Below are 20217 nucleotides of genomic sequence, written 5' to 3'. Positions count from 1 at the left end.
ATGAATGTCTCCAGACCTGTGTCGATATCGCGCTCTGTCGGCGCTGGTGGGTTGAATGCAACGGAACTCAGTCGTGCGCCTGCGGCCGCCGGATCAGCACCAGCGCGGCGACGGCGGCGACCAGCGTGACGGGGATGCTCGCGCCGATCACGACGGGCGCGCTGCGGCCCGCGGCCAGCAGCGTCGCGGCCGCGAGCGGCCCGACGACGGAGCCGAGCCGGCCGACGGCGACCGCGGACCCGACGCCGGTGCCGCGCATCGCGGTCGGGTAGTACATCGCGGCAAGCGCGTACAGCACCGACTGCCCGCCGACGACGAACATCCCGGCGGCGAACGCGGCCGCCGCGAGCGACGCGAAGCCGGGCGCGGCCGCGAGCGCGGCGAGCGACAGCACGATCCCGACGTACATGCCGCCGACCACGCGCGACGCGCGCATCCGGTCGAGCGCCGCGCCGATGCCGAGCGCGCCGAGCCCCGCGCCGACGTTGAACGCGATCTGCACGAGGCCGACGTGCGCGCGATCGAGCCCGCGCGACGCCATCAGCGACGGCAGCCAGTTCAGCAGGAAGTACAGGACGATCAGCGTGCAGAAGTAGCTGACCCACAGCGCGACCGTCGACGTCGTGCGGCCGTCGCCGAACAGCGTGCGTGCGACGCTGATGCGCGCGGCCTGCGTGCCGGCGACGTCGAGATACGCGCGCGATTCCGGCAGGCACCACACGAGCAGCGGCACGAGCAGCAGCGGCCCCACCCCGCCGACGTAGAAGATGTGCCGCCATTCGGTGTCGCCGGCGAGCAGCACGCCGATCAGCGATGCGATCACGCCGCCGAACGGAATCCCGCAGTACATCGTCGCGACCGCGCTGCTGCGCGAGCGCGGCTCGACCGCTTCGGACGACAGCGCGATCAGGTTCGGCATCGCGCCGCCGAGGCCGATGCCGGTCAGCACGCGCACGACGACGAGCATCGCGAACGTCGAGACCTGGGCGGTCGCGATCGACAGCAGCCCGAACAGCACGACCGATGCGATCAGCACGCGCTTGCGGCCGATCCGGTCGGCGAGCCGCCCGCCGAGCATCGCGCCCGGCAGCAGCCCGAAGGTGCCCGCGCTGAACGCGATGCCCATCTGCGACACGCTCAACCCGAATTCGCGCGCCATCCGCGGCGCGGCGACGCCGACCGACTGCAGGTCGAGCCCTTCGAGAAGGGCGATCGCGAAACACAGCGCGAGCGTGGTCGCGACCGTGGATTTTTCGGCAACGTAAGTGTTCATGTCTCCATTCCCATGTCTTTGTAGTCGGTCGGCCCTGCAACGGCCGCCGCGCGCCGCCGCCGGCCAGTGGCGGTTCGGCGCGCGAGGTGTCGTATGAACGGACGCCTTTATCAGGCAGCCTGATTCACTGGCCGCGAAAGTGCCTGCCGGTGTCGTGGCCGGCCGGTCGTTGTGCCTGCGTGCTGCTTACCGCTGTAACTGCTCGCGCGTGCTGCTTACGCGTAAATCACGTCGGGATCGCGCCGCGCCGGGTCGTACAGCGCGTCGATCGTCGCCGCGCGATGCTTCTGCACGGCCGCCTGGTTCAGCGATCCCTTGTCGGTCACTTCGCCGAGATCGAGCGACGGCGGCGTGTCGATCAACCGAATCCTCGCGACGAACGTCGAACCGCCGCTCGCGTTCCGGTTCAGCGCGGCCAGCCACGCCGCGAACGCCGCACGCACGGCCGGCGCGCGCAGCACGTCGGTCACGGACGCATCGGCGGCGAGCCCCGCCAGCGCACGGCATGCATCGACGCGCGGAAACACCAGCAAGCCGATGTCGTCGCGATTGATTCCCGTCACGACCACGTCCTGCACGTACGGCGCGCCGCTCGACACCGCGTTCGCGCGCAGCGGCCCGACGCTGACGAACGTGCCGCTGCTCAGCTTGAAATCCTCGGTCAGCCGCCCGTCGAACATCAGCCCGAGCTCCGGCCGCTCCGGATCGACAAACACGCCCGCGTCGCCGCTGCGGTAGTAGCCTTCTTCGTCGAACACGTCGCGCGGATCGACATCGGCATGCCAGTAGCCGGGCATCACGTTCGGCCCCTTGAAGCGCAGTTCGTGCTTGCCGCCGCACGGCACGAGCTTCGCGTCGCAGCCGGGCGCGGGCAGCCCGATATAGCCCGCGCGCATCAGCGGCCCGGTCGTGAACAGGCACGACGGCGACGCCTCCGTCATCCCGAGGCCGGCCATGATCCGGATGCGCTCGCCGCAATGCGTTTCGGTCACGCGGTCGAGCCGGTCCCACGCGGCCTGCGACAGCCCCGCGCCGCCGAAGAAATACAGCTTCACGCGCGAGAAGAACGTGTCGCGCAGTTCGGCGTCGCGTTCGAGCGCGGTGGTCAGCTCCTCCCAGCCCTTCGGCACGTTGAAGTAGATCGTCGGCGCGATCTCGCGCAGGTTGCGCACGGTTTCGTCGAAGCGGCCGGGCATCGGGCGGCCATCGTCGATGTAGAGCGAGCCGCCGTTGTACAGCGCGATGCCGAGGTTGTGACTGCCGCCGAACGTGTGATTCCACGGCAGCCAGTCGACCAGCACCGGCGGCTCGCGCGTGAGCTCGGGCATCGTCTGGCGCAGCATCTGCTGGTTGCTGCACAGCATCCGGTGCGTGGTCGGCACGGCCTTCGGCAGCTTCGTCGAGCCGGACGTGAACAGGATCTTCGCGAGATGGTCCGGGCCGACCGCCTCGTGGATCGCGTCGATCGTGCGCGGGACGGTGGCGAGCAGGCGCGACAGCGGCACCGCGCGGGCCTTTCCGTCCGCATCGGCATCGGCATCGCGCGCGACGATCAGCACCGCATCGGCCGGCAACGTCGCGTCGAGCGCACGCGCGAACGGCGCGCGTTCGGCGACGAACACGGCGCCCGGCTTCAGCACGCCGAGCGTGTGACGCAGCTTGCCGTAATCGGTCGACACCAGCGAATACGCGGGCGAGATCGGCGAGTACGGCACGCCGGCCAGCATCGCCGCGAACATCAGTTGCAGATGCTCGAGATCGTTGCCGGACAGCACCGCGAGCGGACGCTCGGCCGACAGCCCGAGATCGACGAGGCCCTGGCCGAGCGCGCGCGCGCGTTCGAGCATCTGCGCGTACGTGATCTCGATCCAGTGCCCGTCGGCGCCGCGCCGCGCGGCCAGCACGCGGTCGGGGTGCGCCTGCGCGCCGAGCACGAGGCAGTCGGTGATGCGCGTCGGGTAATCGCCGAGCGGCTCGCGCGAGCGCAGGTACCAGGTGCCGTCGTCGGCGCGGCGAATCTCGGCCGCGCCGACCGCGACGGCGGCCGCGCGATAGCGTACGCCGCCAGCGTGTTGGCCGGCCTGAAGCGGCGCCTTCTCTGCATTCATCGTCGGCTCGCTCATATCGGATAGTGGCGCGGCGTGGTCTGCACGGTGATCCAGCGCAGCTCGGTGAATTCGGCGATCGACGCGCGGCTGCCGAAGCGGCCGTAGCCGCTCGCCTTCGTGCCGCCGAACGGCATCTGCGCCTCGTCGTGCACGGTCGGCCCGTTGACGTGGCAGATTCCCGATTCGATCCGGCGCGCGACCGCCATCGCGCGGGCGATATCGCGGCTGAACACGCTCGCCGACAAGCCGAACTCGCTGTCGTTCGCGAGCTCGACCGCTTCGTCGTCGCTGTCCGCGCGCAGGATCGCCACCACCGGCGCGAACGATTCCTCGCGATACAGGCGCATGTCGCGCGTGACGCCGTCGACGATCGCGGGCTGCATCGTCGCGCCTTCCACGCGGCAGCCGAGCGGCAATTGCGCGCCCAGTGCGCGCGCATCCTCGACCAGCGACGCCGCGCGCGCGGCGGCCGACGCATCGACCATCGTGCCGAGCGGATGGCCGGCCAGCGGATCGCCGGCAACCAGCGTGCGCGCCTTCGCGGCGAGCCGCTCGACGAGTGCATCGGCGATCGGCCGCGCGGCGATCACGCGCTCCGTCGACATGCAGATCTGCCCCTGGTTGAAGAATGCGCCGAATGCGATCGCGTCGACCGCCGCATCGAGATCGGCATCGTCGAGCACCAGCACCGGCGCCTTGCCGCCGAGTTCGAGCAGCACCGGTTTCAGGTGCGCGGCCGCGTGGCGCGCGATGATCCGGCCGACGTGCGTCGATCCGGTGAAGTTGATCCGCTTCACATGCGGATGCGCGATCATCCGCTCGACGAGCTCGGGCGCGTCGGCCGCCGCGTGCGTGATCACGTTCACCACGCCCGCGCCGAGCCCCGCTTCGTCCAGCACCGCGCCGATCAGCGCGTGCACGCCCGGGCACGCCTCGGACGCCTTCAGCACGACCGTGTTGCCGCACGCGAGCGGCATCGCGAGCGCTCGCGTGCCGAGGATCACCGGCGCGTTCCACGGCGCGATGCCGAGCACCACGCCGCACGGCACGCGCATCGCGAGCGCGAGATTGCCCGGTACGTCGGACGGGATCACGTCGCCGGCGATCTGCGTCGTCATCGACGCGGCCTCGCGCAGCATGTTCGCCGCGAGTGTCACGTTGAAGCCGATCCAGCCGGGCGTCGCGCCGGTTTCGGCCACGCCCGCCGCGACGAACGCGTCGATGCGCGCGTCCATTAGATCGGCCGCCTTCAGCAGCAGCCGGCGGCGCTCGGTCGGCGCGAGCGCCGCCCATGCGGGGAACGCGCGGTGCGCGGCGTCGATCGCCGCGTCGGCATCGGCCAGGCCGGCCGCCGGTGCGCGCGATGCGAGCGCGCCCGTCGCGGGGTTGAAGCGGTCGAAGGTGCGGCCGTCGCGAGCGTTGCACCACTCGCCGCCGATCAGCATCCGTCTGTCGGTCATGTCGTCTCCTGCCCTGCCTGTCTCTTGCGGTTACGTCCGCGGTTATATCGGCGGCTGCGTTCGCGCCGTATCAGCGCTTGTATGCCTGCAGGCCCGGCTTGATCGTCTTGTCGTCGAGGAACTGCTTCAGCCCCTGTTCGCGGCCGCGCTCCGGGTCGCGCAACTGCGCCTGGTCGAGCTTCGCATACAGGTAATCCTCGCACTGCTCCCACGTGAGCTCGCGCGAACGCTTGAAGCCGTGTTTCGCCGCGCGCAGCACGACCGGGTTCTTGTCCATCAGCCGCGCGGCGAGCGCGATCGTCGCGTCGCGCAGCCCGGCGAGCGGCACGCTGCTGTTCACGAGGCCCATCTCGGCCGCTTCCGCGCCCGTGAACGTGTCGCCGGTCATGATGTAGTGCAGCGCGCGGCGATGCCCGACGGTGTCCGCCATCGCCTTGCTGACGAGGTTGCCCGGCGGGATGCCCCAGTTGATCTCCGACAGCCCGAACACCGCTTCGTCGGCCGCGATCGCGAGATCGCACGCGACGAGCGGCGAGAATCCGCCGCCGAAACACCAGCCGTTCACCATCGCGATCGTCGGCTTGTTGTACATCCGCAGGCGGCGCCACTGCCATTCCGACGCGTCGCGGCGCACTTTTTCCTGCAGCGCGTCGGAGCCGCCGTCGATCTCGCGGAAGTATTCCTTCAGATCCATGCCGGCCGTCCACGCGGCGCCCGCGCCGGTCAGCACCAGCACCTTCGCTTCGTCGTCGAATTCGACCGCGTCGAGCACTTCCAGCATCTCCCGGTTCAACGTCGGGCTCATGGCGTTGCGCTTCTCCGGGCGATTCAGCGTCACCCACGCGATGCCGGCCTCCACTTTCACTTCAACGGTCTGCCAGCGGTTGTCGTACTTGCTCATGTCTGTTCCTGTCGTTCGTTCCTGTGCGATTCGGTGCGCAGCATTCCTGCTGCGGACGACTTCATTTAATATCAGGCTACCTGATATTGCAAGCGGCACGAGCGCCGGTGTAAACCCGGAGCGGAAAGCGGGAAAACGGAGAAATCGGGGGAATCGGGGAACGGTCAGCCGCCGGGAGGCGGGGAAGCGAAGCGGACGCGCGCCGCCCGGGCCGCGCGTCGTGAAGGGTCGGAGCCGATCAGCCGCGCAGGTTGCGCGAGAACAGTTCGAGCGCGCGCTGCACGTGCGCGGCGTCGTCGGCCGAAATGTCGCCGAGCATGCGCATTTCGAGCGGGCGCAGCACGGCTTCGCATTCACGCAGCATCGCCGCGCCTGCGTCGGTCAGCTTCAGCAGGATGATGCGGCCGTGCGACGGGTCGGCTTCGCGCGTGACGAAACCGCGCGCGGCCATCACGCTCATCACCTCGTTCGCCGATTGCGGCGTGATCCACGAGCGTTCGGCCAGTTGCGCGTTCGACGATGCGCCGCGCGCCTCGAGCACCGACAGCGCCGTGTATTGCGCGAGCGTGATGCCGAGCGGTGCGAGCGCGTCGGTCATGTGACGGCGCAGCAGCCGGTCGAGGCCGCCGATCACGTAGGTCAGGCGCTGCTGCACACGCGGCTTCGGCTTGTCGCCCGGGGCGCGGGCGGCGCTTTTCGCGGCGTTCTTTACGGCGCCTGCCGCGGCGCTCGTCGCGGCGTTTTTCGGATTCGCGGGCTTGGTCGAGGTGGGACTCATGGCGCGTGCTGGATGGAATTGCGGGCCATCTTACCAGCAGGTCGGGGGCGAACGCATAGTCGCGACATCACTCTCAGCGTGCCTCCATGTTATCCGTTTCCTCGTACTAGTACGAAATTATCGATCAACACACCAATTAAATTACCAAAAAGAATCGATTACCATATTTAAAATGGTTCGTCATTTCGCGATAAGGTATAAGAAGAGCATCATTTCAATCTTCACTGGGCGAAGTGCCCGTGATACTGGATTCAACAATGGCTAATATAGGATGAGATATTCAGATTTGCACCCCTCGAATCATTGCGCTAGCCATTCTCGTGTTTTTTCTGATTGGCCTTTCCATTCACATGACCAGGCCAAATTATGGCCGATGCGATTTTTTTGAAAAAGAACTACATGGAGGCAAGAAGGAATTTGGAGGCGTGGAATATTATGCAAAATTGTGCGGCGCGAATATTCGGAATGGATATGAAGTGAGATTTCAGCTTTTCGATGGGAGTGGAGAATTGCGCGCTCAACGCTATTTTTCATACTACGTAAATTCGGCAACCGAGCGAGAATTGGTAGATGGGGTGGGCGGGATCGTATATTACGATAGCTCAAGCAGTGATGTGATGCAGTTGCTTGCGATTCCGCCCACCAAATGGGATTGGATTCGCGCCCGATTACCTTTATTTTAATTGTGGTGATTGTGCGTGAAAGAAAAGCCCCCGAACCTTCACAAGCCAGGGGCTTTCGTTTTTCTGCGTCACTTCATCCGGTACGCGTGCCCGCAAACCGCGCCGTCGGCAACCCCGCATAGCGCGTCTGCGCGACGAACACACCACCCGCGTGCGCATCGCCGGCCAGCGCGTCATCGCTCAGGTCAACACGCGCACTCGTCACATACAGCCTGCCTTCGCCATCGATCGCCACGCAGCTCGGCTGCGCGGTCGGCACCGCCACGCGGTCCGTCTCGACACCGTCGGCCCCATAACGCACCACCCTTCGCCCGCCCCACTGCGCATTCCAAAGCCCGCCGTCGCGATCGACGATCGACCCGTCCGGATCGCCATCGGCATCGGTCAGCCGCGCGAACGGTCTCACGTTCGCGACATCGCCGCCCGCCCGGTAATCGCACACGAAAATCTCGCGCACCAGCGAATCGCAGAAATACATCTTCGTGCCGTCCGGCGAGAACCCGATGCTGTTCGCGATCGCGGCCGGCGGCAGCGCAAGCCGCTCCAGCGTGAGATCGGCATTGAGCCGATAAAACCCGCCGACCGCGCGCGGCGGATCGCCCCCCTCATCCTTCATCCCGAACACGAACGCGCCGAACGGATCGCAGCGCCCGTCGTTCAGCCGCGTCGGCAGCTCGGGCTCGACGTCGACGATCCGCGTGAACGTGCCGCTGCGCAGATCGAAGAACGCAAGATGCGTCGCGAGCCCGACGAGCAGCACATCCGGATCGTCGGTCAGCGCGAAGCACGCGAGCCGTTCGGGCATCGCCCATTGCACGAGGTCCGAACCGTCCGCGCGGCAGCGCCACAGCTGCGCGCCTTCGATGTCCACCCAGTACAGCGCGTGCGTCCTGTCGCACCACGTCGCGCCTTCGCCGAGCGTGTTGCGGCTGTCGGCCAGCAGCGTCGCCGACGCGGCCGGATGAGTCTGTTGCATGCCGTCTCCCGATATTCGTCGTATTTGCAGGCGGCCGCGCGTGGTCGACATCAGATCTTCATCGCGCGCCGCTGGTTGCGACGATACTGGTCGAACAGCACCGCGAGCAACAGAATTCCGCCGCGTATCAGATATTGGTAAAAGGTCGGCACGTTCAACAGGCTCATCGCGTCCTGCACCGAGCCCATGATCAGCACGCCGACCAGCACGCCGGAGATCGTCGCGACGCCGCCCGTCAGCGACACGCCGCCGAGCACGCACGCGGAGATCACGCCGAGCTCGAGGCCGACCGACGTCTTCGGATCGCCGAGGCTCATCCGCGACGCAAGCATCACGCCCGCGAAGCCGGTCACGAGCCCCTGCAGCACGAACACCGTGATCTTGATGCGCATCACCGGCAGCCCCGCGAGCAGCGCGGCCTCGCCGTTGCCGCCGACGGCCAGCACGTTCTTGCCGAACACCGTCTTGCGCAGCAGGAAGCCGAACACGACGAAGCCGACGATGTTGCTCCAGATCGGAAACGAGATGCCGAGGAACGACCCACCGCCGAGATCGAAGAAGCGCTCCTCGGAGATCATCACCGCGTCGCCGTTCGACGTGATGAATGCGAGGCCGCGCACGACTTCCATCATCGCGAGCGTGACGATCAGCGAGTTGATCCGCCAGCGCGCGATCAGCACGCCGTTCACGAGCCCGACCGCGCCGCCGGCGAGCACGCCGGCCGCGATGCCGAGCACGACGCTGTGCGTCGCGGTGATCAGCGTCGACGCGACGACGCCGGAAAACGCGACGATCGACGCGACCGACAGATCGACCTCGCCTAACGCGAGCACGAACATCATCGTCACCGCGATCGAGCCGATCAGCGTGACCGACAGCAGCAGGCCCTGGATGTTGCGCGGCGTGAGAAAGTCCGGCACGGTCAGCGACAGCACCGCGAACAGCACGAGAAACACCATCACGATGCCGGAACGGTTGATCAGCTGCCACACGCCGCCGCGCGGACGCGCGGGCGTGGCCGCGGCGGCGGCATCCGGGGATGGGGAGGTACGTTGGGGTTGCATTGCCTGGCTCATATCAGTTGCTTTCCGGTTGACTGCTCGCCGCTAGCGCGGCAGCGCGAGCTTGATCAGCGCGTCGGGCGTCGCGTGCGCCTTGTCGACCTCGCCCGCGATCCGCCCTTCCTTCATCACGATGATGCGGTCCGACACGCCGATCACCTCGGCCAGATCGCTCGACACGAGGATCACCGTGCGGCCCGCTTCCGCGAGTTCGTAGAACAGGTTGTAGATTTCCGCGCGCGCGCCGACGTCGATGCCGCGCGTCGGCTCGTCCATCAGGAACACGTCGATGCGCTCGGCCAGCCAGCGCGCGATCACGACCTTCTGCTGGTTGCCGCCCGACAGCGCGCCGATCGGCGTGTCGCCGTCGCGGGTCTTGATCGCGAGGCGCTCGATGTATTTCTGCGCGAGCTCGCGTTCCCGCCGCCCGTCGAGCAGCACGCGCGCCGGGCTGAAATGACGGCGCACGCTGATGTTCAGGTTGTCGGCCACCGACGCGATCGCGACGATGCCCTCCTGTTTCCGGTCTTCCGGGCACAGCGCGATGCCGGCGCGCACCGCGTCGCGCGGGCTGCCGAACGCGACCCGCTTGCCGTTCAGCTCGACGTGCCCCGCGCTCGGGCGCGCGGCGCCGTACAGCAGCTTCATCAGTTCCGAGCGGCCCGCGCCGACGAGCCCGAAGAAGCCGACGATCTCGCCGCGCCGCGCGGTGAACGACACGGGCTCGGCGAGCCCCGGCCCCGTCAACCCTTTCGCCTCGATCAGCACGTCGCCGGCCGTGCGCGGCCGGTAGCCGTACACGTCCTCGATCGAGCGGCCGACCATGCAGCCGATCAGCCGGTCGCGGTCGAGATCGGCGACGGAATCGAACGTGTCGATGCGGCGGCCGTCGCGAAACACGGTCACGCGGTCGCACAGTTCGTACACTTCCTCCATCCGGTGCGTGACGTAGATGATCGCGCGGCCTTCCGCGCGCAGCGCGCGGATGATCCGGAACAGTTGCGTGGTCTCGCGCGCGGACAGCGAGCTCGTCGGCTCGTCGAACGCGATCACGCGTGCGTCGCGCATCAGCGCCTTGCCGATCTCGATCATCTGGCGCTGGCCGATCGACAGATACTTCACCGGAATACCCGGATCGATATGCTCGCCCAGCCGCTCCAGCGCATCGAGCGCCCGCGCGGCGAGCGCGCGCTCGTCGACCACGCCGGCCCGGCTCGGCAATTGTCCGAGCATCAGGTTCTCCGCGACCGTCAGTTCGGGCACCAGATGCAGTTCCTGGTAGATGATCGCAATGCCGGCCTCGAGCGCCGCGCGGGTCGACGCGAAGCGCTGCACCGTGCCGTTCAGCGTCAGCGTGCCGGCCTGCGGCTGGTTCACGCCGGACAGCACCTTCAGCAGCGTCGATTTCCCCGCGCCGTTCTCGCCCATCAGCCCGTGCACTTCGCCCGCGCGCACCGACAGCGACACCGTGTCGAGCGCACGCACGCCCGGAAACGTCACGGTGATGCCGTCGAGCGCGAGCAGCGCGCCGCTCGGCGGCGTGCCCGCTTCGGCACCGTGGCCGGCGGACGCGGCCGTCATCGTCTGCATCGTCATCGCGTTCTCGCCTCGCCCGCTCAGATGCCGAGCTCGGCGCGCACGGCCTGCCAGTTCGTGCGCGTCATCAGCTTGCCGCTCGTCTGCGTGTCGGCCGGCGGCACCTTGCCGTTGCGGATCCAGTCGACGAGGTTCTGCGTGCTGTCCTTGCCGTGGTTCGTCGAGCTGACCGCGATCGTCCCGTAGAAGCCGGTCGGCTCCTTCTTCTGGAATTCGGCGAACGCCTCGCCCGCACCGTTGATGCCGACGCCGATCACGTCGGCCGCCGGGATGTGCAGCTGTTCCGTCGCGCGCACCGCGCCGAGCACGGTTTCCTCGTTCAGCGCGTAGATCACCCATTTCTTCACGTTCGGATGGCGGGCGAGCACGGGTGCCGCCGCGCTGAAGCCGCCTTCGTCGTCGGTCGTCTTCTGCGGCGCGTCGAAGATGTTCTCCTTGCGGAAGCCGTTCGCGAGCAGCGCCTGCGTCGCGCCGTCGGTGCGCAGCTTCGCGGTCGGCAACTCGTAATTGGTGATCCGCAGCGCGCCGACTTCCTCGGGCTTCCAGCCGCGCCGCTTCATTTCGTCGGAGATTGCCTGGCCGACCTGGTTGCCGATCTTGGTCGCCGACATCCCGAGGTGCGGCACGTTCGGCAGCGGCTTGCCGCTCGAATCGACGAGCTGGTCGTCGACGGTCACGAACTTCATGTTGTAGCGCTTCGCGCGCGACGCGATCGCCGGCCCGAGGCGCACGTCCGGCGCGCAGATCACGAAGCCCTGGGCGCCTTGCGAACCGAGGTTGTCGATCGCGGCCAGCACCTTCTCGCCGTCCGGCGTGCCGATCTTCACGACCGAGAAGTTCTCCTTCTGGCCGAGCGCGGACGCCGCGTTCTGCTCGTTGATGAACCACGCCTGCTCGGGCATCTTCACGAGGAAGCCGATCTTCAGCGGCGCGTCGGCGTGCGCGGCGCCCTGCATGCCGAGCGGCGCGATGCACAGCGCGGCCAGCAGCGCGCGCAGCGTATGTCGACGGATCGTGTGAGTCGTGCGGTTCATGTGGTGTCTCCTTTGTGTCGGCCGATGCCGTGATGTGTGTCCGTAATCAATCGTTCGTCGTGCGCGCCCCAGGCGGTGCGCGCACGCAGGTTCAGCGGCCGAACGCGTCGGTCTGCACGCGTCGGCCGAACAGGAAGGCGTCGGCGACGAGCCGCAGCGGCCGCACGTCGACGTCGCTTTCGCCACGCGCGATCAGCGCACGAAAGTGCGCATACAGCGCCGGATACTCGCGTTCGGGCCCGATCTCGACCGGCTCGCCCGCGATCGACAATTGCGCGCCGCCGCGGCTGATCGCGAGCACGCCGTCAGCCGTGTCGACCGCGATTTCCCATTGCTCGACCGGGCCGTGCCGCCAGTCGAATTCCGCGCGCACCGGCACGCCGTCGGTATCCGCGCAATCGAGTTCGGCCGCGATCGGCGTCTGCACGTCGCTCGGCACGATGAGCGTCGCCTCGCGCAGCACGAGCTCGCGCGGCAGGATCCGCGTGACGATCGACAGCGCGTTGATGCCCGGATCGAACACGCCGAGGCCGCCCGGTTCCCAGATCCACTGCTGCCCCGGATGCCAGCGCCGCACGTCTTCCTTCCAGCGCACCTGCACCGCGCGGATCGTGCGTGACGCAAGCCACGCACGCGCCGGTTCCACCGCGCTCGCGCAGCGCGAATGCCAGGTCGCGAACAGCGTGAGGCCACGCTCGCGCGCCAGCGCGTCCAGCGCGGCCACTTCGCCGAGCGTCGCACCCGGCGGCTTCTCGAGCATCACGTGCTTGCCGGCCTCGAGCGCGGCGCGCGCCTGCGCGTAGCGCACCTGCGGCGGCGCGCACAGCGACACGGCGTCGAGCTCGGGCTCGGCGGCGAGCAGCGCGTTCAGATCCGGATAATTGCGCACGCCGTTGACTTCCGCGTGACGGCTCGCGCAGGCAGTCAACGCGAAGCCCGGTTCGGCGGCGATCGCCGGCAAATGCTGGTCGCGGGCGATCTTGCCGATCCCGATCACACCCAGCGAAATTGGATTGCTCATCGTGCGTCTCTCCTTCGCGAATCACTCAGCGCGCCCAGCGCAGCACGAGCGGATCGAGCCGGCGCGCGATCGCGAGCAGTTCCGCGCGCGTGTCCGGGTGCAGTTCCGGCATCGGATGCCGCGGCCGCTCGCACGCGATCACGCCGCCGGCGCGCATCAGCGCCTTCGCGGTGAGGATCCCGGACTGGCGGTTCTCGTGATTGATCAGCGGCAGCCACGTCTGGTAATGCGTGAACGCATCGTCGTGCCGGCCTTCGCGGAACGCTTCGAGGATCGGCCGGATACCGTCCGGAAAGCCGCCGCCCGTCATCGCGCCGGTCGCGCCCGCATGGAGATCGGCGAGCAGCGTGATCGCTTCCTCGCCGTCCCACGGCCCCTCGATCGCGTCGCCGCCGAGCCGGATCAGCTCGCGCAGCTTGTTCGCGGCGCCCGGCGTCTCGATCTTGAAGTACGCGACCTGTTCGATCTCGCGCGCCATCCGCGCGAGGAACGGCGCGGACAGCGGCGTGCCGCTCGCGGGCGCGTCCTGGATCATGATCGGGATGTCGATCGCATCCGACACGCGCGCATAGAACTCGAAGATCTGCGCCTCCGGCACACGGAACGTCGCGCCGTGATACGGCGGCATCGCCATCACCATCGCCGCGCCGAGCTGCTGCGCGCGCAGGCTGCGCGCCGCGCACACCTGCGTGCCGTAGTGCGACGTCGTGACGATCACCGGCACGCGGCCGGCGACGTGTTCGAGGATCGTGCGCGTGAGCACGTCGCGTTCGTCGTCGGTGATCGCGAACTGCTCGGAGAAGTTCGCGAGGATGCACAGGCCGTCCGACCCCGCATCGATCATGAAGTCGACCGCGCGCTTCTGGCTCGCGAGGTCGAGCTCGCCGGTGTCGGTAAACGTCGTCGGGACGACGGGAAAGATGCCGCGATAGCGCGGCGTGCTGCTCGATGTCATGGTGGGTCCTGCGTCAGTCGAATCGGCGTTCAGTCGGAAAACAAGGCGTTCAGGATTCACGGGCGAATGCGCCCGCGGCCGGCTCCGGCGCGCGCAGCGCGGCCCGAACCACGAACGTCATCAGCACCGCGAAAAGCAGCGTCGCCGCGAGAAAATACAGGCCGGCCGCGAGGCTGCCGGTCGACGCCTTGATCAGCCCGATCCCGTACGGCCCGACGTAGCCGCCGAGATTCGCGAGCGAATTGATCGCGGCGATGCCGACCGCGGCGCTCGTGCCGGCCAGGAATTCGCCCGGCAGCGCCCACACGACGGCCTGGATCGAATAGAGCGAAAACGCGGTCAGGCATATGAACATGAATTGCAGCGCCGGTTGCCGCACCCACGCGCTCGCGGCCATCGTCACGGCGGCCGCCGCCGACACGACGACGATGTGCCAGTAGCGCTCGCGCTTGCGGTCCGAATGGCGCGGCACGACGACCAGGCCGACCACCGCGAACAGGTAGGGCACGGCGGACAGTAGACCAGTCATCGCATCGCCGGCGCCGAACGCATGGATGATCGTCGGCAGCCACAGCGACAACCCGTAGATGCACAGCGGGAACGGCAGGAACAGCGCGGCGAGCAGCAGCACGCGGCGGTCGCGCAACGCGGCGAGCGGATTGCCGTGCGAATCGGGGCGATAGGCGTCGCGATCGGCGGCGAGCTGCCGGGCGATCCAGCGGCGTTCGTCGTCGTTCAGCCAGCGCGCATGCGCGGGCGATTCGGGCAACAGCCGCAGCGTCGGCCACGCGAGCAGCACGGCCGGCAAGCCGCTGACGACGAACAGCGTCTGCCAGTCCGACAGGCCGAACCACCCGTGCGTCGACAGCAGCCATCCGGCGAGCGGCCCGGTCACGATACCGGCGAGCGGTTGCGCGAGCACGAGCAGGCCGATCACGCGGGCGCGATCGCGCAGCGGGAACCATTGCGTGAGGAAGTACAGGATGCCGGGATAGAGGCCGGCTTCAGCCGCACCGAGCAGGAAGCGCAGCGCGTAGAAGCTGGTCGGCCCCTGCACGAGCGCCATGGCCATCGTGATCGCGCCCCAGGTCGCGAGGATGCGCGCGAACCACACGCGTGCGCCGAAGCGGCCGAGCGCGAGGTTGCTCGGCACCTCGCACAGGAAGTAGCCGATGAAGAACAGTCCCGCGCCGAGCCCGTACGCGGCGTCGCCAAGGCCGATCGCCGCGTTCATGTGAAGCTTCGCGAAGCCGACGACGGTACGGTCGACGTACGCGACCACATAGATCAGCGCGAGGAACGGCACCAGCTTGCGCGTGAGCAGGCGGGTCAGTTTGCGTTCGTCGACGGCTGCCGGCGAATCGGACTGTTCCGCCGCGGCCTGCACGGGCGTGTACTGCGTCGTCATCTTGTCTCCTGTCGACGTACGGTAGCGCTTTAGCGCTTACGTACGTCCCATGCTTCGCGGTCGATCCACGTTGGCGCTTCAGCGCCGGCGTGGCCCGTGTCTCTGCACAACCGGCGATTACCGCCCGCCGCTCAATGCGAATGGCTCGGCACGTCCGCGCCGCGCGTGCCGACCAGGAAGTCGAGGTCGCACCCCTCGTCGGCCTGCAGCACGTGATCGATATACAGCCGCGCATAGCCGCCCTTGCCGAGCTGGCCGGCCACGCCCGGCGCCGCGGTCGGATCGACGTCCGACAGGCGGCGCTGCAGTTCTTCATCCGTGATGTCGAGATGCAGCGTGCCGGCCTCGCAGTCGAGCTCGATCCAGTCGCCGTTGCGCACGGCCGCGAGCGGGCCGCCGGCCGCCGCTTCCGGCGCGACGTGCAGCACGACCGTGCCGTACGCGGTGCCGCTCATCCGCGCATCCGAGATCCGCACCATGTCCTTCACGCCCTGGCGCAGCAGCTTCGGCGGCAGCCCCATGTTGCCGACCTCGGCCATGCCCGGATACCCGCGCGGCCCGCAGTTCTTCAGCACCATCACCGAGCTCGCGTCGATGTCGAGCGCTTCGTCGTTGATCGTCGCCTTGTAGTGGTCGAGGTTCTCGAACACCACCGCGCGGCCGCGATGCTTGAGCAGTTCGGGGCTCGCCGCCGACGGCTTCAGCACCGCGCCGCGCGGCGCGAGATTGCCGCGCAGGATGCGGATGCCGCCGTCCTCGATCAGCGGCCGGTCGAGCGGGCGGATCACTTCTTCGTCGTAGTTCGGCGCTTCGCGCACGTTGTCCCACAGCGACTTGCCGTTGACCGTCAGCGCGGCCGGGTGCGGCAGCAGCCCGCCTTCGCCGAGCCGGCGCAGCACGGCCGGCAGCCCGCCCGCGTAATAGAACTCCTCCATCAGGAAGCGCCCCGACGGCATCAGGTCGACGATCGTCGGCGTGTCGCGGCCGATGCGCATCCAGTCTTCCAGCTCGAGCGGCACGCCGATGCGGCCGGCGATCGCCTTCAGGTGGATCACGGCGTTGGTCGAGCCGCCGATCGCCGCGTTCGTGCGGATCGCGTTCTCGAACGCCGCGCGCGTCAGGATCTTCGACAGCACGAGCCCTTCGAGCGCCATCTCGACGATCCGGATGCCCGACATGTGCGCGAGCACGTAGCGGCGCGAATCGACGGCCGGAATCGCCGCGTTGTGCGGCAGCGCGACGCCGAGCGCCTCCGCCATGCACGCCATCGTCGATGCGGTGCCCATCGTGTTGCAGGTGCCGGCCGAGCGCGACATGCCGGCTTCGGCCGACAGGAAGTGATGCACGTCGATCTCGCCGGCCTTCAGCGCTTCGTGCAACTGCCACACGGCCGTGCCCGAACCGATGTTCTTGCCTTCGAGCTTGCCGTTCAGCATCGGGCCGCCCGACACGACGATCGCCGGCACGTCGCAGCTCGCCGCGCCCATCAGCAGCGCGGGTGTCGTCTTGTCGCAGCCGGCGAGCAGCACGACCGCGTCGATCGGGTTGCCGCGGATCGCTTCCTCGACGTCCATCGATGCAAGATTGCGCGTGAGCATCGCCGACGGCCGCAGGTTCGATTCACCGTTCGAGAACACCGGGAACTCGACCGGGAAGCCGCCCGCTTCCGAGATCCCGCGCTTCACGTGCTCGGCGAGCTTGCGGAAGTGCGCGTTGCATGGCGTCAATTCGGACCACGTGTTGCAGATGCCGATGATCGGCCGGCCGTCGAATTCGTGATCGGGAATGCCCTGGTTCTTCATCCAGCTTCGGTACATGAAGCCGTTCTTGTCGTTCGTGCCGAACCATTGAGCGGAGCGCAGCCTGGGTTTTGTTGCCGACATCGTCAGTCCTGTGGTGACGGGATACCGGCGCAGTCTAGGCAGAATTTTGATAACTGGCTAATGACGATTTAGGCGATTACGATATCGATTCCGATATCGATATAAACCCGTACGATGACCGAAGCCAGCCCGTGGGGCAACCGCGCCCGCCTGAAGACGCGCCAGTTGCTGCTGCTCGTCGCGCTCGCCGACGAAGGCAGCATTCACCGCGCGGCGGCCGCGCTGAACATGACGCAGCCGGCCGCGTCGAAGCTGCTGCGCGAGCTCGAGGAATCGATCGGCGCGGTGCTGTTCGAGCGCCTGCCGCGCGGGATGCGGCCGACGCTGTACGGCGACGCGCTGATCCGCCACGCGCGCGCGGCGCTCGGCAGCCTCGACCAGGCGCGCGAGGAACTGGCCGCGCTGAAGGCCGGCCATCTGGGCCACGTGGCGGTGGGCGCGATCACGTCGCCGGGCCTGCGGCTCGTGCCGCCGGCCGTGGCGGCGGTAAAGGGCACGCATGCGGGCCTGCACGTGTCGGTCGAGATCGATACCAGCAACGTGCTGCTCGAACACCTCGCGCAGGAAAAGATCGACATCGTGCTCGGCCGGCTGTCCGCCGAACACGACAAGCTGCGCCTGCGCTACGAGCCGCTGACCGGCGAGTCGGTGGCCGCCGTCGTGCGGCCCGGCCACCCGCTGCTCGCGCACGCGCCGCTGGCGCTCGCCGACGTGCAGCGCGCCGCGTGGGTCGTGCCGCCGGCCGGCAGCGTGCTGCGCCACCGCTTCGAGCTCGTGTTCCAGCGCGCGAGCCTCGCGCCGCCGGCGAACCTCGTCGAAACCTCGGCGCTGCTGTTCATCACGCAACTGCTCGAACAGAGCGACATGATCGCGGTGCTCGCCGAGGACGTCGCGCACTACTACGCGCGGCACGGGATCGTCACGGTGCTGCCGCTGGAGATGGATTGCCGGATGGACGATTTCGGGATCATCACGCGCACCGACCGGCTGCATTCGCCGGCGGTGGCGGTGATGGTCGAGGCGATTCGGGCGGCGGCGGGGGAGGTTTACGGAGTGGGGTTGTGAGGCGGCGATTTCGGGCTTTGCCGCCGCAGCGCGGATAGCAGGGTCGCCACACGTGGCCCTCCGACAAGAGAGCCATGCACTATACGATCGAAAAAGCCGTCAGTTCTCGATCCTCGCCGCCGTCGTCTCAAACGACGGCGGGCAAAGTAGCGGATTGCGCCCACTTCGTCAGAACTGTGCGGTGAGCTGAAAGCCAACGGTCACGCGTGCCGTAGGAAACCCGGACGGCTTGTAGATCGGCGTGCCGGCAAACAGGTCGTAACCGTAGGCACCCAAGCGAGTCGCGACGCTCCCCTTCACGCCGATCACGGCCCCTGCCAGTTGCGTGCCCACGAGTGTGACCGGCTGCGGGCCCCACACGCGGCCGTAGTCGATGCCCGCATACACCGCCTGCCCGGTTTGATCGATCGGCGCCTGCAGTTCATTGCGCCAGTAAAAACCACGGGAGGCGGCCAGCATCGTCTCCCCGTCGAAGCCGCGCACCGTGTAGCGGCTGCCGATCGTCATGTCGTCGATGTAGTACAGCGTGTTGCCCGTGAATTGGCCGTGGAGGGTCGTCACGTAACGAAACGGCTGCTGCGCGATCGCGAACGGCACCGACAGGTTCGCATCGAGCACCGCCATCTTGTAGCGGTAGGTCGGGCCGCCGTCGGCCGCCACGCTGTCGTCCTGTGCGCCGAACGCACCGACGCCCTGCCGGTACGCGAGCGTGCCGTCGAACTGCGCGTTGCCGAAGTAGTGCCGATCGGTCAGGCCGAACTCGACGAACGTGTTGTTGCGGCGCTGCTGCGGGATTTCGGTGTCTTCGATGAAGCTTTGCCCGAACCGGCGTGACAGCCGGAACTGCACGCCGAACACGTCGTTCTGACTGCGCGACAGCACACGGTTCAGCTTGAAGTCGACCGTCTTCGAGTTGCCGCTCGCGACGAACGTCTGGTTCACGCCGGCGATCTGCTGGTAGTACGTGTTCGTGTACGCCGACAGCGTCGCGGTCCAGTAGCCCCACGGGATCGAATAAAAGCCGTTCCAGCCGTGCGAGCCAAGCCGCTTGTCGCCTAGCTCGAGATCTTGGCTCACGCCGATGTTGAAGATGTCGTTCAGGCCAAGCGGATTGTCGATGCCGAGCGACAGGTTGCCCTGTAGCCGGCCGGTCGCGCGCGTGCCCGAGTTGTCGATCGACGCGACGACGGTCCAGGGTTTGCCGCGCTTCACGTCGAGCACGACGTCGCTCTCGCCCGGCACATCGGCGGGGACAATCTGCATCGACACGTCCTGGCTCGACACGCGCTTCATCTGCTCGAGGCCCTGTTCGAGGTCGCGCAGGTTTAGCAGTTCGCCGTCACCGGCCGGGAAGGCGGTTTTCCAGGTGCCGCGCAGCTTCTCGTCGGCAAAGCGTACGTGGCGGATCACGCCGGGAATCAGCGACAACTTCAGGGTGCCGGTCGACAGATCCTGTTCGGGCAACAGCACGCGCGTCGTGACGTAGCCGCGCGCCAGGATCGCTTGCGACAGGCCCTTGACGAGGACGTCGAGGCCTTGCTTGCCGACGCACTGGCCAGCGTAATGGTCGAGCCATTCGCGCGCGAAGGCGAAGCGGTCCATCGGCAAGGCGGAAGCACCTTGCGCTTTCACGGAAGCGGGCAGCGCGTTCGGCACGTCGAGCGAAAAACGATCGATGCGAAAGCACGGCGACTCCGACGACAGCGTCGGATAACCGGCGCTCGCCGTCACGCCCGAACGCACCCCGGGCGCGGAGATCGTTCGTTCGCGCTCGCGCGCCTCTTCCTGCTGACGGATTTGCTGGTCGTTCCCCTGAGCAGCCAAGCGCGGCGCTTCCTGCGCCGACACACTTGCCGCTATCAGCAGCAGTGCTGCTGCAGAGTTCCCCCGGCGAATAGTTCTCATATTTTTCTAGACATGTACTCGCGGACTTCGATTTCTTAGCGGAATCGCTCAAAAGTCACCGCTACTCACCTAATAATCTCAATCGAGACTAAAGCAAAAAGTGCCCGGCC

Annotated in this window: 16 protein-coding genes; 2 read left to right on the top strand and 14 right to left on the bottom strand. The window is 67.6% G+C overall.

Annotated elements, in window-relative coordinates; translation table 11 throughout:
- Positions 1-67: 67 nt before the first annotated feature.
- From mhpT to WS64_RS26315, 5 genes are all read right to left on the bottom strand, one after another.
- On the bottom strand, positions 68-1273 hold the full coding sequence (gene mhpT / locus WS64_RS26335; protein ID WP_060011188.1) for a 3-(3-hydroxy-phenyl)propionate transporter MhpT: 1206 nt from the start codon (positions 1271-1273) through the stop codon (positions 68-70).
- A gap of 215 nt (positions 1274-1488) precedes the next feature.
- Positions 1489-3396: a feruloyl-CoA synthase gene (locus WS64_RS26330; RefSeq protein ID WP_060968188.1), complete on the bottom strand. Its 1908-nt coding sequence runs from the start codon at positions 3394-3396 to the stop codon at positions 1489-1491.
- Positions 3393-4841: an aldehyde dehydrogenase gene (locus WS64_RS26325; protein ID WP_060968187.1), complete on the bottom strand. Its 1449-nt coding sequence runs from the start codon at positions 4839-4841 to the stop codon at positions 3393-3395. The genes WS64_RS26330 and WS64_RS26325 overlap by 4 nt, the downstream gene beginning before the upstream one ends.
- Before the next feature lie 70 nt (positions 4842-4911).
- A complete protein-coding gene (locus WS64_RS26320) occupies positions 4912-5742 on the bottom strand; it encodes a p-hydroxycinnamoyl CoA hydratase/lyase (RefSeq protein ID WP_050013424.1) in 831 nt (276 codons plus the stop codon).
- Positions 5743-5980: 238 nt separating this feature from the next.
- The gene (locus WS64_RS26315; RefSeq protein ID WP_081103928.1) at positions 5981-6520 is read right to left on the bottom strand and encodes a MarR family winged helix-turn-helix transcriptional regulator; all 540 of its coding nucleotides are present in this window, start codon (positions 6518-6520) and stop codon (positions 5981-5983) included.
- A gap of 320 nt (positions 6521-6840) precedes the next feature.
- Here WS64_RS26315 and WS64_RS34610 point away from each other — a divergent pair, with 320 nt between their 5' ends.
- On the top strand, positions 6841-7203 hold the full coding sequence (locus WS64_RS34610) for a hypothetical protein (RefSeq protein WP_155720481.1): 363 nt from the start codon (positions 6841-6843) through the stop codon (positions 7201-7203).
- 73 nt (positions 7204-7276) lie between these two features.
- Here the strand turns inward: WS64_RS34610 and WS64_RS26310 are convergent, their stop codons facing one another.
- From WS64_RS26310 to WS64_RS26275, 8 genes are all read right to left on the bottom strand, one after another.
- Positions 7277-8179: an SMP-30/gluconolactonase/LRE family protein gene (locus WS64_RS26310; protein ID WP_060317729.1), complete on the bottom strand. Its 903-nt coding sequence runs from the start codon at positions 8177-8179 to the stop codon at positions 7277-7279.
- Between the two features lie 50 nt (positions 8180-8229).
- Positions 8230-9255, bottom strand: a complete 1026-nt coding sequence (gene araH, locus WS64_RS26305; protein ID WP_059581586.1) for an L-arabinose ABC transporter permease AraH — start codon at positions 9253-9255, stop codon at positions 8230-8232.
- A gap of 30 nt (positions 9256-9285) precedes the next feature.
- Positions 9286-10836, bottom strand: coding sequence for an L-arabinose ABC transporter ATP-binding protein AraG (araG, locus tag WS64_RS26300; RefSeq protein ID WP_059581583.1), 1551 nt, complete (start codon positions 10834-10836; stop codon positions 9286-9288).
- 20 nt (positions 10837-10856) lie between these two features.
- On the bottom strand, positions 10857-11870 hold the full coding sequence (locus tag WS64_RS26295; RefSeq protein WP_059581581.1) for an arabinose ABC transporter substrate-binding protein: 1014 nt from the start codon (positions 11868-11870) through the stop codon (positions 10857-10859).
- A gap of 91 nt (positions 11871-11961) precedes the next feature.
- Positions 11962-12891 (bottom strand): Gfo/Idh/MocA family protein, encoded by a 930-nt coding sequence (locus tag WS64_RS26290; protein WP_060968186.1) that lies wholly within the window; start codon positions 12889-12891, stop codon positions 11962-11964.
- A 25-nt stretch (positions 12892-12916) separates the two neighbouring features.
- Positions 12917-13846 carry a dihydrodipicolinate synthase family protein gene (locus tag WS64_RS26285; protein ID WP_060968185.1) on the bottom strand — a complete coding sequence of 310 codons (930 nt, stop codon included), beginning with the start codon at positions 13844-13846 and terminating at the stop codon, positions 12917-12919.
- Between the two features lie 49 nt (positions 13847-13895).
- Positions 13896-15254: an MFS transporter gene (locus WS64_RS26280; RefSeq protein WP_059644504.1), complete on the bottom strand. Its 1359-nt coding sequence runs from the start codon at positions 15252-15254 to the stop codon at positions 13896-13898.
- 131 nt (positions 15255-15385) lie between these two features.
- On the bottom strand, positions 15386-17137 hold the full coding sequence (locus WS64_RS26275) for an IlvD/Edd family dehydratase (RefSeq protein ID WP_060968184.1): 1752 nt from the start codon (positions 17135-17137) through the stop codon (positions 15386-15388).
- A gap of 114 nt (positions 17138-17251) precedes the next feature.
- Here WS64_RS26275 and WS64_RS26270 point away from each other — a divergent pair, with 114 nt between their 5' ends.
- Positions 17252-18202 carry a LysR family transcriptional regulator gene (locus WS64_RS26270; protein ID WP_059581569.1) on the top strand — a complete coding sequence of 317 codons (951 nt, stop codon included), beginning with the start codon at positions 17252-17254 and terminating at the stop codon, positions 18200-18202.
- 168 nt (positions 18203-18370) lie between these two features.
- On the opposite strand, the gene WS64_RS26265 is transcribed toward WS64_RS26270, so the two are convergent.
- The gene (locus WS64_RS26265; RefSeq protein WP_060968183.1) at positions 18371-20107 is read right to left on the bottom strand and encodes a ShlB/FhaC/HecB family hemolysin secretion/activation protein; all 1737 of its coding nucleotides are present in this window, start codon (positions 20105-20107) and stop codon (positions 18371-18373) included.
- Positions 20108-20217 lie beyond the last annotated feature (110 nt).

This window comes from Burkholderia anthina, from assembly GCF_001547525.1.
Taxonomy (GTDB): Bacteria; Pseudomonadota; Gammaproteobacteria; order Burkholderiales; family Burkholderiaceae; genus Burkholderia; species Burkholderia semiarida.
This window is presented reverse-complemented; position numbering and strand designations above follow the sequence as displayed.

Bases quoted from the DNA above. Each gene is read 5' to 3' on its own strand.
- WS64_RS26290 (WP_060968186.1), bottom strand. From the start codon at position 12,891: ATGAGCAATCCAATTTCGCTGGGTGTGATCGGGATCGGCAAGATCGCC.
- WS64_RS26285 (WP_060968185.1), bottom strand. From the start codon at position 13,846: ATGACATCGAGCAGCACGCCGCGCTATCGCGGCATCTTTCCCGTCGTC.
- WS64_RS26275 (WP_060968184.1), bottom strand. From the start codon at position 17,137: ATGTCGGCAACAAAACCCAGGCTGCGCTCCGCTCAATGGTTCGGCACG.
- WS64_RS26270 (WP_059581569.1), top strand. From the start codon at position 17,252: ATGACCGAAGCCAGCCCGTGGGGCAACCGCGCCCGCCTGAAGACGCGC.
- WS64_RS26325 (WP_060968187.1), bottom strand. From the start codon at position 4,841: ATGACCGACAGACGGATGCTGATCGGCGGCGAGTGGTGCAACGCTCGC.
- WS64_RS26295 (WP_059581581.1), bottom strand. From the start codon at position 11,870: ATGAACCGCACGACTCACACGATCCGTCGACATACGCTGCGCGCGCTG.
- WS64_RS26315 (WP_081103928.1), bottom strand. From the start codon at position 6,520: ATGAGTCCCACCTCGACCAAGCCCGCGAATCCGAAAAACGCCGCGACG.
- WS64_RS26265 (WP_060968183.1), bottom strand. From the start codon at position 20,107: ATGAGAACTATTCGCCGGGGGAACTCTGCAGCAGCACTGCTGCTGATA.
- araH (WP_059581586.1), bottom strand. From the start codon at position 9,255: ATGAGCCAGGCAATGCAACCCCAACGTACCTCCCCATCCCCGGATGCC.
- WS64_RS26320 (WP_050013424.1), bottom strand. From the start codon at position 5,742: ATGAGCAAGTACGACAACCGCTGGCAGACCGTTGAAGTGAAAGTGGAG.
- araG (WP_059581583.1), bottom strand. From the start codon at position 10,836: ATGACGATGCAGACGATGACGGCCGCGTCCGCCGGCCACGGTGCCGAA.
- WS64_RS26310 (WP_060317729.1), bottom strand. From the start codon at position 8,179: ATGCAACAGACTCATCCGGCCGCGTCGGCGACGCTGCTGGCCGACAGC.
- WS64_RS26280 (WP_059644504.1), bottom strand. From the start codon at position 15,254: ATGACGACGCAGTACACGCCCGTGCAGGCCGCGGCGGAACAGTCCGAT.
- WS64_RS26330 (WP_060968188.1), bottom strand. From the start codon at position 3,396: ATGAGCGAGCCGACGATGAATGCAGAGAAGGCGCCGCTTCAGGCCGGC.
- mhpT (WP_060011188.1), bottom strand. From the start codon at position 1,273: ATGAACACTTACGTTGCCGAAAAATCCACGGTCGCGACCACGCTCGCG.